10 protein-coding genes are annotated in these 18,065 nt (G+C 34.5%); 9 read left to right on the forward strand and 1 reads right to left on the reverse strand.

The window, feature by feature from the left end; all coding sequences use genetic code 11:
• The first annotated feature begins 1,345 nt into the window (after positions 1 to 1,345).
• Genes JOD96_RS19825 through JOD96_RS19845 form a run of 5 tightly spaced genes read left to right on the forward strand, consistent with a single transcriptional unit; the run spans position 1,346 to position 7,416 of the window.
• Positions 1,346 to 2,278, forward strand: a complete 933-nt coding sequence (locus tag JOD96_RS19825) for a DUF4625 domain-containing protein (protein ID WP_209565948.1) — start codon at positions 1,346 to 1,348, stop codon at positions 2,276 to 2,278.
• Between the two features lie 41 nt (positions 2,279 to 2,319).
• The gene (locus JOD96_RS19830; RefSeq protein WP_209565949.1) at positions 2,320 to 2,793 is read left to right on the forward strand and encodes a DUF4625 domain-containing protein; all 474 of its coding nucleotides are present in this window, start codon (positions 2,320 to 2,322) and stop codon (positions 2,791 to 2,793) included.
• A 49-nt stretch (positions 2,794 to 2,842) separates the two neighbouring features.
• Positions 2,843 to 5,227 (forward strand): TonB-dependent receptor, encoded by a 2,385-nt coding sequence (locus tag JOD96_RS19835; RefSeq protein WP_245188460.1) that lies wholly within the window; start codon positions 2,843 to 2,845, stop codon positions 5,225 to 5,227.
• A gap of 34 nt (positions 5,228 to 5,261) precedes the next feature.
• A complete protein-coding gene (locus JOD96_RS19840; protein ID WP_209565951.1) occupies positions 5,262 to 6,164 on the forward strand; it encodes a DUF4625 domain-containing protein in 903 nt (300 codons plus the stop codon).
• 34 nt (positions 6,165 to 6,198) lie between these two features.
• Positions 6,199 to 7,416 carry a hypothetical protein gene (locus tag JOD96_RS19845; protein WP_209565952.1) on the forward strand — a complete coding sequence of 406 codons (1,218 nt, stop codon included), beginning with the start codon at positions 6,199 to 6,201 and terminating at the stop codon, positions 7,414 to 7,416.
• Between the two features lie 167 nt (positions 7,417 to 7,583).
• Here JOD96_RS19845 and JOD96_RS19850 read toward each other — a convergent pair whose 3' ends face one another.
• On the reverse strand, positions 7,584 to 8,351 hold the full coding sequence (locus JOD96_RS19850; protein ID WP_209565953.1) for a polysaccharide lyase: 768 nt from the start codon (positions 8,349 to 8,351) through the stop codon (positions 7,584 to 7,586).
• 453 nt (positions 8,352 to 8,804) lie between these two features.
• Here JOD96_RS19850 and JOD96_RS19855 point away from each other — a divergent pair, with 453 nt between their 5' ends.
• The 4 genes from JOD96_RS19855 to JOD96_RS19870 all read left to right on the forward strand — a co-directional run bounded on the left by JOD96_RS19855 (position 8,805) and on the right by JOD96_RS19870 (position 17,665).
• Positions 8,805 to 9,800, forward strand: a complete 996-nt coding sequence (locus tag JOD96_RS19855; RefSeq protein WP_209565954.1) for an SDR family NAD(P)-dependent oxidoreductase — start codon at positions 8,805 to 8,807, stop codon at positions 9,798 to 9,800.
• A gap of 28 nt (positions 9,801 to 9,828) precedes the next feature.
• Complete coding sequence (locus JOD96_RS19860) at positions 9,829 to 10,647, forward strand: helix-turn-helix domain-containing protein (RefSeq protein WP_209565955.1); 819 nt, start codon at positions 9,829 to 9,831, stop codon at positions 10,645 to 10,647.
• Positions 10,648 to 10,998: 351 nt separating this feature from the next.
• Positions 10,999 to 13,278, forward strand: a complete 2,280-nt coding sequence (bglX, locus tag JOD96_RS19865; protein ID WP_209566041.1) for a beta-glucosidase BglX — start codon at positions 10,999 to 11,001, stop codon at positions 13,276 to 13,278.
• Between the two features lie 232 nt (positions 13,279 to 13,510).
• The gene (locus tag JOD96_RS19870) at positions 13,511 to 17,665 is read left to right on the forward strand and encodes a two-component regulator propeller domain-containing protein (protein ID WP_209565956.1); all 4,155 of its coding nucleotides are present in this window, start codon (positions 13,511 to 13,513) and stop codon (positions 17,663 to 17,665) included.
• Positions 17,666 to 18,065 lie beyond the last annotated feature (400 nt).

Genomic DNA, 18,065 nt, shown 5'->3' on the forward strand with positions numbered 1-18,065 from the left:
TTGTCTCGTTGTAAAACGAGACGGCTGTCAATTCAATATGTCTACGAACGTGTATTTCTTTTTTGTTTCACTTGTGTTTCAAAGCGGGTGCAAAAGTAGGTACTTTATTTACATTTACAAGCTATTTTTAAATAATTTTTAAGCTGTTTTTTTAAACTTTTCGCTAACTCACTGACAATATTAATTTTACAACTAAAAAAAGTTTTTATACTTTAATGAATTTTCTTACTTTTATATAATTTTACTTAGTTTTTGCATCAAAAGTATTCTTATATCAAATTTAAAATGTTCTGACCAACTTAAAAATATGCCCTTCTCAAACGCATTTACTTATTCTGAAATAATTATATGCCTCCAGATAGATGATACGTCTACATAATTGTACAATTTTATAAATAAGTAAATTTTTAATGAAACAAAGTTGCATTTAAAATTAAGAGTTTTATATTTGTACAATCATACTTGAGTTAAGGTGATTGTTAAGAATGAAAAAGAAATTTAAATTTATTACTCTTTTTATGCCATTGCTGGTAGTATTTGCAATACTGTTTCCGGCGATACATTCTTATGAACATATACAGAACCATAATTCTGCACATAAAAGTTCAATACAACATCATTCGCATAAAAGCGAATTTAAAATACATGATCATTCTAATGAGGAATGTGCTATTTGTCATTTTAAATTTAGCCCTGTCAGTACATTTTCATTTGTACATTTTGATTTTCATAAAAGTTATAGTATTACTCCTTATGTTAGCTTTTATTTCAAAACTTACTCTTCCTTTTTTAAAGGATCCCTATTTGCGCTTCGTGCACCTCCCAGAATTTAAATAATAAGCAATCATTTCATAATGAAATGTACACGCCTTATTTAGCTTTAATCCCGTCGAAAAACTAATTATTTTTTATGTCTTTATTTTGAAAGTTTAATTTCTTTCAGGATTTCCTTTTTCATAATAATATTTAAGGTTTTAACTGCTACAAAGTTTATTTTATGAATAGCTGTTATTCAAAAAAAGTTTCATAAACTGATTTTTTGCAATAATGCGGCTTTAAATTCAATTAAAATAAAACCTAAGAATCGATTTTAGGTAAATATTGTGTGTTTCATTTTCAAACAACTAAATAGATTACAATTTTTAATTGATCCTGAACTCTTGTTTAGTTTATAAAATGACAGACTTATTTCAAAGCTGCTTAATAAGGCATAATTCCCCCATTAACTTATAAAATTTACCTGATGCGTTTATGGCTGTTTCTAAATAGCTGTGCTGCATTGTGGCATTTATTTCAGTAATCCAATTTAATATTTATGAATACAATTAAAACCAAATCAAAAAAAATGAAAACAACTAAAATTCTGGTAACCTTTCTGGTAACGGCTTTTGCTTTTACCGCCTGTGACAATGATAATGACACACCCGAACCAGAAAAAGCAAAACCTGTTATTAATAACATAGAACTGGGACTAGGAAACAATGAAACTGCTACAATAGGCCATGATTTCCATTTTAATGCCGAAGTGATTGCAGGAGATAAAATTGAAAGCGTAAAAATAAAAATTGCACAAATAAGTACCGAAACTTATTCCAAAGCCTGGTCGCATGACATAACGTGGCCACAATATACTGGTGCAAAAAACGCTGTAATTCACAAGCATTTTGATATTCCTGCAGATGCAGCAGAAGGTAAATATGATTTTATTATTACCATAACTGATCAAAACGGAACGAGTCTGGAAGTAAAGAAACCGCTGACTATATATGCAGTCGAAAATTTGCCGGTAAATCCGGTCGCAACCATTTTTAACGTTTTTAAAAATGATGATTTTTTCTACAGAGACGGAAAATATGCTCAGGAAGGAGATTCATTTAAAACAAACGATAAAATAATGTCGCAGGTTACACTTACGGGAGTAAAAGGAAACGGCATAATGTATTTGCTGCTAATTGATAAAAATGCAAAACATTTACCTGAAAGTGTGGATCAAATTGACTTCAGCAAAGTAATTGTGTATGATGTCTTTGAACATAAAGACATGGCAGAAGTTGGTACTTTCTCTAATGTCATCTTTGATGAAACAACCTTCACTACAGTGCGCGATATGCCTTCGTTAATCATAGGTGCGCAAAAAGATAATAATATGCCAACACCTCAGGATATTACAGGCACAAGAGCTTGGGCATCCGGAACTTATGTTTACAGGTTGGTATACAAAAATACCACGTACAATATCAATTTTTCACAATCTATAGATGTTCCTGTTTCGCTGTAATACATCAGCATTTAGTATTCTATTCATAAAATAAAAAAACAATGAAAACATTAAAACTTGTCTTTTTGCTTCTTGCAATGTCTTTTTTTATTACCGCTTGTTCAAGTGATAATGAGCAAATTGATACAGAATATCCGGTCATTGATATTTCTGCTTCGAATGCATTTCCGGTACAATGCAGTGAAATAACACGCGGACAAAAAATCACCTTCAGAACAAAATTTACAGATAATGCCGAATTAGGTTCTTACAGTCTTGATATTCACCACAATTTTGATCATCATACGCATAGTACAGAAGTCAATGATTGTGTGTCAGATCCAATTAAAAAACCTGCAAATCCGTTGCTTTATATCAATTCTGTAACTATTCCCGCAGGGCAAAAAAGTTACGAAGCCGTTCAGGAAATCAGCATTCCGGAGGATATTGATCCCGGAGATTATCATTTTTTAATCCGCCTGACGGATAAAGAAGGGTGGCAGACTATTAAAGGCTTAAGCATTAAAATTTTATAAGCTGATTTTGATGTATAAAACCAAATTAAATCGATTCCGAATTTTTTGCTTGCTTTTTTGTTTTGCTGTAGTTTCAAAAACGGCAGCGCAATCAGTTCGTGTATCAGGTAAAGTACTTTCCAGTGAAAGGGGTTCACTGGAAGGTCTTACCGTTATTATTCAGCCCGGTAATTTAACCACAATTACAGACAAAAAGGGTCTTTTTTATTTTACAAATATTCCAAAAGATTCAAAAAGCTTAACAATAAACTACACGGGTTATCTGCCTTATGAAATGAAGCTTTCGCTGAAAGAAGGTGCCGTTTTATTACCGGATATTTTCTTAAAACCGGACATTAAAGAATTACAGGAAGTAGTTATTACAGATCATTTTGGCTTTCGCCGAAAAAAAGAAGAATCGCTAAATATAGAAACCGTAAACAGTAGTTTTATCCAGAGAAACCTTGGCGGAAGCCTTATGCAATCGCTGCAGAGAATTCCCGGCGTTAAAACAATTTCCATTGGTTCGGGAGGTTCCAAACCTCTTATTCGCGGACTCAGTTTTAATCAGGTTATTGTGGTTGAAAATAGCATCAAACACGAAGGTCAGCAATGGGGCGCAGATCACGGCCTTGAAATCGATCAATATGCGGTAAATCGCGTCGAAATTATCAAAGGTCCTTCGTCTTTTATGTACGGATCTGATGCTATTGGCGGAGCGGTCAACATAAAACCTGTTCCAGTGCCTGAGCAAAATACTCTGGGCGGAAGCATTGACTTTACAGGAAAAAGCAATAATGAACAATTTGGCGGATCGATCAATCTGTTTGGTCGAAATGAAAAATGGTTTTTCGATACCCGAATGACGGTTATGTATTATGGAGATTATCGTGTTCCTACAGATACGGTTCATGTTTACAATTACGCCGTTCCGTTATATAAAAATCGCTTGCGAAATACCGCAGGACGCGAACTCGATTTGCATGCCAGTACAGGATATGTTTCCGAAGAATTCAAATCGGTTTTATATGCGAGTAATGTTTACAGCAAAAGCGGCTTTTTTGCCAATGCACACGGACTAGAACCCAGAAATGTAGATACTGAACTTCACGACAAATCAAGCCGTGATATTTTGATGCCTTTTCAGGAAGTTACGCATACTAAAATCAGTAATACAACTTCTTTTCAGGCAGGAAATCACCAGTTGGAAACACAATTGGGATTTCAGAAGAATTTTCGTCGAGAATGGAGCCATTATGTCAACCATGGTTTTATGCCGCCTTTATACCCTGATGATATGCATGCACCGCAACATCTGGAAAGACAGTACGATAAAGAAGTTTTTTCTATCGCGATTAAAGATGAATTTTCGATAAATAAACATCAGATTACTGTTGGAATGAATGGCGAAAAACAGCAGAATACTATTAATGGCTGGAGTTTTTTAATTCCTGATTTCCAACAAATTACGGCGGGGTTATTTGCTTATGATAAAATCCGGATCAGTGATTTATGGTTGCTTCATGGTGCTGTTCGATTGGATTATGGCAAAATCGAAATGGAACAATACAACGATTGGTTTCTAAGTGAAATTACGGAAAATGGCCAGACAACGTCTCAATATTTAAAGCGTTCAGACGATTTGACTAAAACATTCCAAAGTTTCAACTGGTCGGCAGGAGTGAATTACAATCCGGGAAAATTGACTTTAAAAGCAAATCTGGGAACAAGTTTTAGAATGCCTATTGCAAAAGAACTGGCTTCAAACGGTGTCAATTATCATTATTTCAGATTTGAAAAAGGAAATCCGAATTTATCTGCAGAACGTTCGTATCAATTGGATCTTGGTTTGGAATGGCAGGAAAATAAATGGTCCATTCAGTTGAGTCCGTTTTTTAATTATTTTCCCAATTATATTTATCTGAATCCCACTTCTCAGCATGATATTTATTACGGAGCAGGAAATCAGGTCTTTGAATATGAGCAGAGTAAAGTCATGCGATACGGTGGCGAATTGCAAACGCGTTATCAGTTTCTGCCTGTTTTAAGTGTCGAAATTCTGGCCGAATATCTTTATTCTGAACAATTATCGGGAAACAAAAAGGGCTATACACTTCCCTTCTCTCCTCCTGCTTCGGTTTTGTTTGGGATGACGTACAGTCCGGCAATCAAAAATTTGAGAGACACTTATTTCTCAATTGATTACCGTTATACGGCAACACAAAATCAGATTGTTCCTCCCGAAAAGAAAACTGCCAGCAGCAATGTTTTCAACCTTGCTTTGGGAACTAAGTTAAAAACCGGAAAACAGGATTTTACAATCAGCCTGCAGGTTCAAAATTTGTTTAATACCAAATACCTCAATCACACGAGTTTTTACCGGTTAATCGAGCTTCCTGAGGCTAGCCGAAATATTATTCTGTCGGTCAAAGTTCCTTTTTTAATTCCTCAATAAAAATTTTAATTCAAAATTAATAATCCTAAATCTTATGAAAAAAGTAAAATTATTTGTTCTGTTTCTCCTTACGGCTGCTGCATTTACAGCCTGTGATAACGATGATAATCAGGAAGCTGTAAAACCCACAGCAGAAAATATTGAAATTGGAACTGCCAATAACAAACGCGCTTTGATTGGTCGTGATTTTCATTTTAATGCCGATGTTGTTGCCGGCGATAAAATTGCCGATGTACAGCTAAAAATCCTTCCGAAAAGTGGAGAAACCTACACAAAAGACTGGAAACTGGAATTTAAATGGTCTGAATACATTGGAACAAAAAACACCAATGTACACAAACATTTTACGATTCCTGCCGATGCTCCGGAAGGCAAATTTGATTTCTATTTTATCGTCCTGGATGAGAATGGAACCCAACTCGAAATTAAGGAACAAATTACGATTACTGATCCAGCCAATATGCCTGCTGATCCTTTAGTAGGGCGCGATATGATTTCCAGAAACGATGATTTGATTTATTATATGGAAACCTGGGTTGAGCCGGAATTAATTTTCAAAAAAAATGATTTGCTTACAGCTCACGCACAGGTTAGCCAGATTGTGGGCGACGGAATTTTATATTCTGTTTTAATCAAAAAAAGTCTCAATTATCATCCTGAAAGCATTGATAATCTTGATTTTAAAAAGGTAATTGTGGTTTCAAAAGTAGAACATAAAGACCTTGCTCCTGCTTCAAAAATTGCTACGCTTCAAAAAATAAATGACGTATGGGGCGGAGAAAGCATCACTATTGGTGCTGATAAAGATGCTATTGGAGAAGCAACAACTTTAGATAAATCGTGGCAATCCGGTCAATACAATTGGGTAATTCTTTACAAAAATACCACACACAATTTGAGCGTCTATAAATCGATGCCAATTACCATTAGTTTCTAATTAAACCCAAATATTAATTTAAATACATTTTACAATGAAAAACAATTATTTCAAACTGATTTTCTTATTTGCTTTATCGACTTTCGTGGTCTCCTGTAGTAATGATGATGACAATAATATTATCGAAACTCCCGAAGAAACGCTTTCAGAATTTAAATACCTTAGAATTTTACTTTCTGACGAAAAAACAACTGAAATTACATTGGTAAATCCGGTGGATGCTACGACAAATTCTTTTAATGCAAAATTTGCAAAATCAGCCCTTTATACAACAGAATCCGGCAGATATGCAGGAATTATACACCGAGCAGACAACACGGTTGAAACTTTTGACAGCGGTTTTGAAAGTCATGGCGATCATGTTGATGTAGATGGTATTCCGCAATTTGGAGCTTTGACAGGACAATCGCTTTTGCCAACGCATTTTAAAAGTAAAATTGGAGAATTAATGACTTTTAATGATGGGGATGGTACTTTGTCTGTTGCCAAAGAATCTGAAATCAATACTGCTGGAGCCAAATTTAAAGTGATAAATGCCGGACTTTTGGCACATCATGGCGCGATGGCTACTTTTACTAACGGAACTTATGCGATTACTGAAAAGGATAATTCTATTACAGGGACACTTCCTGAAAAAGTAAAAATTATCGACAATACCGGCAAAACACTTTTTGACGCGACAATTGTTACAAAAGGTATTCACGGAAATGCTTCTGACGGGATTTATGCTGTTTTTGGTTCTGCCAGCGGTATTCTTGTAGTGGAAAGTTCAGGAAAACAAAAATTGATTGCACATCCTGAAGATTTTGGAACAGCCTGGTTTGGAACTATATTAGAAACTTCAACTAAAGGAAAATTTGTAGGCTATACTGCTGCAAAAGGAGCTTATTTAATTGATGTTGTAAATGGCACAATTAAACCGATTTTGCAAAATACTACTATTATGCAATGTAAAGTAAGCTACAATGACAGCAAACTGGGAATTTTATTGCATTCAGGAGAATTTAAACTATTCAACTTAAACAGTTTATCAGTTGAAAAAGAAGGAAAGATTATTGCCGAAACTGCAACTGATGCTGCTTTAAAACCACAAATTCAGCTAACAGAAAATTTTGCTTACATCACTTCTCCAAATACGGGAGAATTATTGCAGCTTAATTTGACTTCAATGACAATTGCAAAGAAAATTAAGGTTTCAAAAACGCCATACATGATTACGATTCTTGGGTTTGAAAACAGTGAAGATCACTAAAAACAAAATATAATTACATTAAAATCAAACCAGTAAACTTATGAGTGTTTACTGGTTTTTTTTTGTCTCTTTCTTTTGTTCATAAATTAAAAGAAAGGACACTCAATTTCAATTACTATCAACATCGAAATTGTGGTTATTATTTATTCCGGTCAAATTGTTTTTTACTATTGAGCATCCCAGGTTGCACTAGGATAATAAATAGAACTAGTTACCGGGGCTTTCCAGTATTCCTGACTACCACCACGGAAAGTGTGAAGACTTACTGCATTTACATTTCGTTTAGAATCGTTCGTCACCCAACGAATGGTTTGGTTCAATATCTCTGTGCCGTTTACATAATATTTGACATATCCGTTAGTATTTGAACCTGTATTTAACTTAACCGATATCTGGCAGTTGTAGGTCACTCCTTCTTGTATGTAATACTTTTTTCCAAAATCATTCCCAAATTGTCCGGGCTGATCTTTATAGTAGACATACGGCTGAAGATAGGCTCCGCTTCCTTTGGATGTGTTTGATCCATTTGGACAATACCACATAAATCTGGCACTACCGCCATTGCCATCCCACCCTGGATCGCCACCAGTATTCTGATCACCGATTAATATACCATATCCGCATTTGCCGCCTCTGCTCCAATAAAATCCGGAATTAAATTTCATCGTAAACCAAACGGTATAAACGCCTGTTGACCAAACTCCATAAGAGGTACACAAACCACCAGGACACGATAGTGTATTGGGCTGCAATGTGATTGTTCTGGCTCCGGTACCACCAGCTAACGCGGCTACTGCTGAAGCGGCTTCTTTGTTGGCAATTTTCTGTACCTCTTGTTTAGCACTTTGCGGTACATCTGGCTCTTGTTCCTTTTCACAGGAATTAAGCACTAATGCTATAAATAGCAAACTTGTTAATTTCAATAATTTTTTCATTTTTAAAATTTAAAGGTTAGTAAATAATTAATAGTTAATAAGTAAATAATTAATAGTTAATAAATAGTAGATAGTAATTTTATCGTTTGATACTGAAACAGAATACTTTGCAAAATTTATTCTGTAAAGTTCATTAATAACAATTTGTATGTGGAGTAATAAAGTACGTATTTGGGTACAAAAAAATCTGGTCTATACTTATTGTGGATAAAGTTTCGATGACTGAAAACTATTCAGCCCCATAAAAACTGAGCAACGTAACCTAAATTCTTATTAACTAACTGGAAAGATTTGTCGCAACAAAAATTTAAACACAAACATTATGAGAAGCTTACGAAAAGTACATTTTAAATATCCGGACTTTTGAACAAAGCATATTAGGACGTTTAAACAAAGTGGCTCCTTTGTATGTGCTCTATTTTTGTTCCTGTAAAACAACTTAAATTAAAAAAAATGGAACAGAATAATTATCAGGGAAAATTGCAAAAAGCGTTAGGCTCAGGATTTGATGCTAAATCAACATCGTATGAAGTCGTAAATGGAATTGATCTTACAGGAAAAATTGCCATTGTGACGGGAGGCAATACAGGCATCGGTTTGGAAACCGTTAAAACACTTACAGGAGCAGGTGCAACGGTTATTGTACCAGCGAGAGATGTAGAAAAAGCGAAAAGAAATCTGGAAGGAATTGCAAATGTGTTAATTGAAAAAATGGATTTAATGAACCCCGATTCTATTGATGCTTTTGCCGAAAGGTTTTTGCATTCAGGCAGGCCGCTTCATTTACTTATCAATAATGCAGGGATTATGTGGGTCCCGCTACGCAGAGATAGCCGCGGGTATGAATCGCAGTTAGCTACCAATTATCTGGCGCTCTTTCAGCTCACAGCAAAATTATGGCCAGCACTAAAAAAAGCAAATGGTGCGAGAGTGGTAAATGTCTCTTCTGGCGGGCATCAATTTTCAGATTTCGATTTTGAGGATCCCAATTTCCTTAATAGAGAATATGAAACTTTACAGGGATACGGTCAGTCAAAAACAGCGGTTAACCTTTTTTCAATGGAATTAGATACACGGGCAAAAGCTTATAATGTGCGAAGTTATTCATTATGTCCGGGTTCGGTCGGCGAAACAGAATTAGGAAGAGAAGCACCGCTTGATTTGTTACAAAAATTGGGTTTTACTGATGCTGAAGGAAATATACTGCCAGAAGTTGCAGCTTCTCTAAAAACAATTCCACAGGGTGCAGCCACAACAGTTTGGGCAGCTACCAGCGAGCTGCTCAATGATATTGGCGGTGTATATTGTGAAAATGCAGATATAGCATCTTTAAATTCAAATGAAAAAGTCATTGGTGGTGTTAAACCTTATTCATTAGATGAAAGGAATGCTAAGCGATTATGGAAATTGAGCGAGGAGATGACAGAAATAAAATTTGATTTTAGTTAATATTTGTATCTTTATATCACATAAGAATATGGACTATCAGGTAAATTACATAAACCCGGAGATTAAACTTTCCAACTACAGTGGTAAGTTGTTTAAAACCGAAGCAGCATTTAATGATCATTTGCTGGTGTGGCTGATTTCGGGTGAAACAAAAATTATCCAGGCAGATGAAAGTTTTATATTTGGTGCAGGGAGTACTTTTTTAATTCCAAGAAATCAATTGGCTACTATCGTCAATGTACCAAAAGACGGGCTGCCTCACAAAGCAGTCGCCATGCATTTATCGGCCAGAAGACTTAGGGAATTTTATGATCCGGGAAAAGTAAAACCAAAAACTGTCACATCAAAAATTTTCAGTTTCCATAAACATCCTTTGCTGGAAAGCTGCTTGGCTTCGCTGATTCCGTATTTTGAAATGCAGGAGAATTTTCCCGAAAATATCGCTTCCTTAAAAATTACCGAAGCAATTTCAATTCTTAGAAATATTGATCAGAATATCGACGCTATATTAGCAAATTTTGACGAGCCCGACAAAATTGATTTAATCACTTTTATGGAGAAGAACTTTATGTTTAATATGTCATTGGAAAAGTTTGGTTACCTGACAGGTCGAAGTCTGACCACTTTTAAGCGGGATTTTCATAAGGCATTCAATGTTACACCGCAACGCTGGCTGACCAAAAAAAGATTAGAATTGGCGAATTACCAGCTTACCGAAAAAGAGAAAAACCCGGTTGATATTTATTACGAGACAGGGTTTGAGAATTTATCACATTTTTCTTTTGCATTCAAAAAACAGTTCGGTTACTCACCAACTGAATTGAAAAGAATAAAAACAGACTGCTAAAAGTCTGGCTTGCAAAACATATTGACAAAAGACCTCCAAAATCAAATGACTTTGGAGGTTTTTTATTTATAATGGAGTTTCATGAAAGTTTTTTTCTAACAGGATTGAATCGAAATATTTCACAGAAATCTGTTTGTTTTATTAATACCAGAGGAATCTTATGCATCATTTGTCGCACATAATGCTTCATATCTGCTACTAACGTTACTGCTGTAAAACTACATTTACAATCCTAAAATTCTACACATTTGATGCACACAACCTGCAAACTAAATAAAGATGAATTCGGCAAAAATGTAAATGTTTCACATATCTGACTTTAATAACTTCTAATAAAACTAAAACCACATGATGAAAAAACAAACCAAAAAATATGCTTTTATACTGCTAATCATTTTTGCAAACGGTTATGCTCAGACAAAAAAGCATCTGGATGTCAACAAACCAATTGAAGATCGTATTTCACTTTTGATGAAAGAAATGACTTTAGAAGAAAAAGTAGGTCAAATGAATCAGTACAATGGTTCATGGGATGTTACGGGGCCAAAACCAGAATCGGGCACAAATGAAGAAAAATACAATAATATAAAAAAAGGATGGGTCGGCTCGATGCTGACCGTAAGAGGGGTTAAAGAAGTTAGAGCCGTACAAAAAATAGCCGTTGAGGAAACACGTCTTGGAATTCCGCTCATTTTTGGTTTTGATGTCATCCATGGTTACAAAACCATTAGCCCTATTCCGTTGGCAGAAGCCGCAAGCTGGGATTTAGATGCAATAAAAAATTCCGCCAGGATTGCTGCTGTCGAAGCCTCTGCTTCTGGATTAAACTGGACTTTTGCCCCCAATGTAGATATTTCTAATGATGCAAGATGGGGAAGAGTAATGGAAGGCGCTGGCGAAGATCCTTATTTGGGAAGCAAAATTGCTACGGCAAGAGTCAAAGGTTTTCAAGGTGAAAATTTCGATAATACTTCAATCATTGCTTGCGCCAAACATTTTGCAGCGTATGGTTTTGTAGAAGCAGGCAGAGAATACAACAGCGTAGATATGAGTAATTCTAAGCTGTACAATACTGTGTTACCGCCTTTTAAGGCGGCAGTTGACGCCGGTATCCGAACTTTTATGAATTCATTTAATACATTAAATGGTGTTCCGGCAACGGGAAATAGTTTTTTGCAACGAGATATATTAAAAGGAGCATGGGGATTTAAGGGTTTTGTTGTTTCTGACTGGGCTTCAATAGGCGAAATGATTACGCACGGTTACGCAGCTGATGGAGCCGATGCCGCTAAAAAAGCTGCTATAGCAGGTTCTGACATGGATATGGAATCAAATGTTTATGTGACAGAATTGGTGAAATTAGTAAAAAATGGCGTGGTAAAAGAAAGCGTGGTCGATGATGCTGTCCGCAGAATTTTAAGAGTAAAATTTGAATTGGGTTTGTTTGACAATCCCTACAAATATTGTGATGAAGCCCGTGAAATATCAGATATTGGAAACAAGGCAAATAATGATGGAGTGCTGGACATGGCCAAAAAGTCGATCGTTTTATTGAAGAATGACAAAAACCTGCTGCCATTAAAAAAAGAAGGAATTAAAATCGCTTTAATCGGTGCTTTGGCAAAGGATAAAAACAGCCCTCTCGGAAGTTGGAGAATTGCAGCTGACGACAATACAGCAGTATCTGTCCTTGAAGGAATGCAGCAGTACAAAAACAACATTTTGGTTTATGAAAAAGGAACCGATGTGGCTACAAATAAACAATTATTTGTAGACGAAGTAAAAATTAATACAACTGATTTTTCAGGATTTGAAGCAGCAAAAAAAGCAGCAAAAAATGCGGAGGTTGTTGTAATGGTGCTGGGTGAAATTGGTTATCAGAGCGGTGAAGCGCGCAGCAGAACAGAATTGGGTTTACCCGGTAATCAACAGCAATTGCTGGAAGAAGTTTATAAAGTAAATCCCAATATTGTTTTAGTTTTAAATAATGGTCGTCCGTTAGCCTTGCCCTGGGCAGCAGCCAACATTCCTGCTATTGTTGAAGCATGGCAATTAGGGACGCAATCCGGAAATGCAATTGCACAGGTTTTATACGGAGATTATAATCCGAGTGGTAAATTGACAATGTCATTTCCGAGAAATGTGGGCCAATGTCCTATCTATTACAATTTATACAATACAGGACGACCGACTGATAAAGATCAGAATGTTTTTTGGTCACATTATTCTGATGTTGAAAAAACGCCTTTATATCCTTTTGGCTATGGTTTAAGCTATACTTCTTTTGCCTACAAAAATCTGAAAATAGCAAAGCCTTCATTCCAAAAAAATGAAAAAATAGAAGTTTCTGTTGACGTTACCAATACAGGTAATTTTGACGGAAAAGAAGTGGTTCAATTGTATATAAATGATGTTGCCGCGAGTATTGTCAGACCTGTTAAAGAATTAAAAGGTTTTGAACTTGTAACATTAAAAAAAGGAGAAACAAAAACAATCAAATTTACAATAACAGATGCCGAACTTGGATTTTATGACAATGAAGGCAAATTTTTGATCGAATCCGGTGTATTCAACGTTATGGTTGGCTGGAATTCTAATGAAGGACTTACCGGCAAGTTTGAATTAAAATAAAAAAACGGTCTGAAATAGTCTGTTTTTTCAGCAGCTCTAAAGCCTGAGTACGATTATTCCCATAAAGGATTATTAATCGAACTCAGGTTTTTGGCAATATGAGAAATTTAGATGCAAAAAAATAAGCGTCTCTATTTACTTTTATTAATATTGCTTTATATATCTCTTAAAAAGAACCAATTGCCATTTTATTTTCAATGAAAGTTGAGAAATAATAACATTAAAAATGTAAATGAAAAATATCAAATTTATTCTTCTGTGCTTCTTTTCACTTAGCAACTGTCTGTTTTCTCAAGGCAAATTTGACAGTTACCAATTTAGAACCATACAAGAAACCACTACAAAAAGAGCAATTTCTTCTATTATTCAGGATAATAATGGTTTTATCTGGATAGGTACAAACGGTGCGGGTTTGTATCGGTATGATGGTGTAAATTATTTTGGCTATAAATATGATAAAAAACCGGGCTCATTAAACAGTAACTTTATTTACACCACTTTTATAGACTCTGCTAATAACTTATGGATTGGTACAGATGAAGGGTTGTGTTTGTACAATAGAGACCTGGATAATTTTACTAAAATCAATATCGAAGATGTCATCAGAAAAGGTTATAATGAGCCAATTACTATAAAAACAATCATTCAGGATAATAATGGCAATTTATTCTTAGGTGCATATGGTTTTGGGTTATTCAAATTAAATATAAAAACTTTAAAAGCTTCTTTAGTACAATCAAAAGTACTGGACAAGCCAAACTTTCTAATAAAGTCTTCGGTAAAAAATAAGCAGGGAACTATATATTTAGGAACCAGTTATGGCCTTTTGGAGATCGATTTAAACGGAAAAGTCAAGCAGGTTTATAAGGACAAGTTTAAAAGAGAACCTTTACTAGATGATATAGAAAGTCTTGTTATAGATAAATTTGGGTATTTATGGCTGGGAACGACTGAAAATGGGCTGATAAAAATCAAGCCTGAAACAGATAATTATCAGTTTGAAAATTTTTTCATTACCAAAAACAAAATCTTATCAATTGTACAAAGCAGTCAGGATTATATAGTTTGCGGCACAGAAAATGACGGATTATTGGTTGTAAATTATAAAGGTCAGGTACTGCAAAAATATTTGCACAGTAAGTACAATAGTTTCAGTTTAAAATCCAATTCGGTTTGGTCCTTGTATGAAGACAAAGAAAAGCGTCTTTGGCTAGGTTATTTTAATAAAGGACTTGGAGTATTTGATAAACCCAACAACAAATTCAATTCTCTTGAATCACTTGCCAATAATGACAATTCCTTGCAGACTAGTTATGTAACTTCGGTTATAAAAGATAAAAAAGGAAATTTATTAATAAGTAATGAAGGCGGGGGACTCGATATTTATAATCTTAGTAATAAAAGTTACATTCACGTTAACAAAAACAATCAAAATTATTATTCCGGTTTAGATGCTGTCGACATTCAGACCATTTTTATAGATAGTAAACAAAATATCTGGATCGGAAGCTGGGACCGTGGAATTTACTTTTTAAAAAACGGAACTACCCGATTCATAAACTACAATACTGCAAATTCAACAGGATTAAAATCGAATCGGGTTTTTAGTTTCTCCGAAGATTCAAAAGGCCGGATCTGGATTGGTACTTTTATAAAAGGACTGCATTATTTTGATAATAAGACCAGCACCATTATTCATTGTGACTCAAAACCATTTTCTGAAAATGCTTTAGACAATGCTTTTATCCGTAAAGTTTTTGTAGACTCCGATAATATATTGTGGGTAGGAACGATTTTAGGATTATATCAGGTAAATATAAAAGACGAATCCAGTTTTAAGGTAACAAAAATGCGCGATGCCATGTTCAGCGGCATTAATAGACACAACAGGATTCAAACCATTTTATCTATTTATGAATCTAATGATAAAACAATTTGGATAGGAACTGATGGTCAGGGGTTGTTTAGTTACAATAAAAAAAATAAAGTTTTTTCAAATTATGATGATTTTCCGGGTTTTACAGAAAAATCTGTTCGTGCTATAATTTCTGACAATAACGGTTCTTTATGGATAAGCGGCGGATCCGGATTAACAAAACTTGATTTTAAAAATAAAAAAAGTACCAATTTTAATAAAGATGACGGTCTTATTGATAACGATTTTAATAATAATGCTGTCTTTAAAGATGGAAATGGAGAATTGTATTTTGGCGGTTATGAGGGCGTAAATTATTTTAATCCAAGCGAAATCAAAAAAACAGAAAAAGCGCCAAGATTGTATTTCAGTGATTTTAAATTATTCAATCGGTCCGTAAAACCAAATGAAGAAGGTTCGCCTTTGACCAAAGTAATTTCTCAAACAAAAGAAATCACACTCAACTACACACAATCGGTTTTTACAATTGAGTATGTGGGAATTAACTATAATTATTCTAAGAAAAATCAATATGCCTATTACCTGGAAGGTTTTGAAAAAGACTGGAACTATGCCGGCAATAACAGAACAGCAACTTATACAAATCTGGCTCCGGGCAATTATGTTTTCAAAGTCAAATCGGCCAATGCAGATGGCTCCTGGAGCAATGATCAATTAGAATTAAAAATAAAAATCCTGCCTCCATGGTGGAAAACCTTTTGGGCTTATTTAATATACGCCACTATTTTAATTTTCCTAATTCGCTATCTCAATAAGATTTATCAAAATCGTTTTAAGGCGAAGCAGGCCATAATTTTAGAAAAAGAAAAATCCATTCAGTTAGAGAAATTAAACAACAAAAAATTACAGTTTTTTACTAATATCTCTCATGAATTCAGAACGCCCTTAACACTGATTATTAATCCTCTGGAAGATATTTTAAGAAGCAAAAAACTATCCCCGGAAATACACAATAAATTAAAAATCGTTCACAAAAGTTCTGACAGGCTTTCGAGGCTGATTAATGAGCTTATGGATTTTAATAAATTAGAGTTCAATAAAATTTCGCTTCAGGCGAAGAAAATAGAAGTCATAGCATTTACAGAAGGAATTATTGGCTATTTTGATGAGGAAGCTGCTGCGCGAAACATTAGCGTTAATTTTGAGTCGTCACTTGATGAACTGGAAGACTGGCTGGATCCAAAAATGCTGGAAAAAATACTGTTTAATATTATTTCAAATGCATTCAAATTTACGCCCGATAATGGTTCTATAACTATTTCTATCGCTACAACAGATCCTAATAATGCATTGATAATTTATGGAGAAAAAGTGCCTTCATTTTCAATAACAATTACAGATACCGGCTCCGGAATTCGCAAAAAAGATCTGAACAGAATTTTTGACCGGTTTTATCAGGTCAATAATGTAAATAAAGATTATTACGGCAGCACCGGAATTGGTTTGGAGGTGGTGAAAGAATTTGTTGAACTCCATAAAGGAAAAATTGAAGTTGAAAGCCAGCTTGGGGAAGGCACAAAATTTAAAGTTATATTTCCTTTGGGCAACTCTCTATATAAGAAAAGTGAAATAATCGACGAAGTTTTTAAAATAGAAAAAAATAAAAATCAATTTGTATTTGAAGCTGTCAATAATCAAACCGATGAAGATGATTTTACGGATGAAACTATAGACAAATCTGCAGAAGAAAGCGCAAAATCATATACAGTTTTGATTGTGGAGGATAATCCTGAATTGCGACATTATTTAAAACAGGAACTAAGCAAATCATACAAGGTCATTACAGCCGAAAATGGTAAAAAAGGCTACGAACTTGCTGTGCAAAAGTTGCCTGATTTGATCATTACGGATGTTATTATGCCGGTTATGGATGGACTCCAGTTGTGTAAAAACATAAAAGGTGATTTAAAAACAAGTCACATTCCGTTGTTGATGCTTTCGGCAAAAGCAATGGTAAAAGACCGATTAGAAGGTATCGATTCTGGCGCTGATATGTATTTGAGTAAACCATTTGAATTGGATATTCTAAAATCAAGCCTTGCACAGCTTATTACAAGCAGACAGATAATGTTTAAGAAATTTTACAGCGGAATCACCAAACAAGGCAAAGAAAAAACAACGTCGCTGGATAATGATTTCATTCAAAAAATCCTGCATTTCATTAATGAAAACATCAGTGAACCTGAATTGACTGTTGAGCTATTGTCTTCTAAAATCTTCCTGAGCAGAAGTCAATTGTATCGAAAAATAAAAACATTAACCGGTGTTTCTGTTAACGAATTTATTAGAAATGTGCGATTGGAAAAAGCAAAACAACTAATCGAAAAAGGAAATAATAATATTAATGAGATAAGCTATAAAGTAGGTTTTACTTCTCCCTCCTATTTTGCTAAATGTTATAAAGTTAAATACGGATATCTGCCAACACAGGAAAACAGAACCAAAGAATAATGCATTAAAAAAGATTCACTTAAAGACAAATGTAATTCCAAAGAGCTTTGATTTTAGAAATTGAAGCTCTTTTTTTGTCAGTAAATTTTTAAAAACGGGTTTCCTCTAAGTCCTAAAAAAATCACATATAAAAAATATAAACACAGTTTTTCTGCACAAACAATATTTTTTTCTCCTTTTTTTTATCAATACTTCACAGATGGTTTTAATAGCTGTAATTGCCTTTTTGAGTGATAATCAGGTGTCAACTATTTTTTTTGCATCATCTGTTGCACAATATGCATCATCTGTTCTACAATGACACCCCTCTGGATTTTACTTTCGTTAAGAAATATTTAAGAAAAAATTTATTTGTTATGACTCCAAAAAAAGAGCACACAAAAGATCTTACTATTAAATG

The sequence above is a fragment of the Flavobacterium sp. 1355 genome (assembly GCF_017833415.1).
In the GTDB taxonomy this organism is placed as follows: domain Bacteria; phylum Bacteroidota; class Bacteroidia; order Flavobacteriales; family Flavobacteriaceae; genus Flavobacterium.

Excerpts from the sequence above, each read along its gene's own strand:
- bglX (WP_209566041.1), top strand. The coding sequence starts at position 10,999 with ATGAAAAAACAAACCAAAAAATATGCTTTTATACTGCTAATCATTTTT.
- JOD96_RS19825 (WP_209565948.1), top strand. The coding sequence starts at position 1,346 with ATGAAAACAACTAAAATTCTGGTAACCTTTCTGGTAACGGCTTTTGCT.
- JOD96_RS19840 (WP_209565951.1), top strand. The coding sequence starts at position 5,262 with ATGAAAAAAGTAAAATTATTTGTTCTGTTTCTCCTTACGGCTGCTGCA.
- JOD96_RS19850 (WP_209565953.1), bottom strand. The coding sequence starts at position 8,351 with ATGAAAAAATTATTGAAATTAACAAGTTTGCTATTTATAGCATTAGTG.
- JOD96_RS19870 (WP_209565956.1), top strand. The coding sequence starts at position 13,511 with ATGAAAAATATCAAATTTATTCTTCTGTGCTTCTTTTCACTTAGCAAC.
- JOD96_RS19860 (WP_209565955.1), top strand. The coding sequence starts at position 9,829 with ATGGACTATCAGGTAAATTACATAAACCCGGAGATTAAACTTTCCAAC.
- JOD96_RS19830 (WP_209565949.1), top strand. The coding sequence starts at position 2,320 with ATGAAAACATTAAAACTTGTCTTTTTGCTTCTTGCAATGTCTTTTTTT.
- JOD96_RS19845 (WP_209565952.1), top strand. The coding sequence starts at position 6,199 with ATGAAAAACAATTATTTCAAACTGATTTTCTTATTTGCTTTATCGACT.
- JOD96_RS19855 (WP_209565954.1), top strand. The coding sequence starts at position 8,805 with ATGGAACAGAATAATTATCAGGGAAAATTGCAAAAAGCGTTAGGCTCA.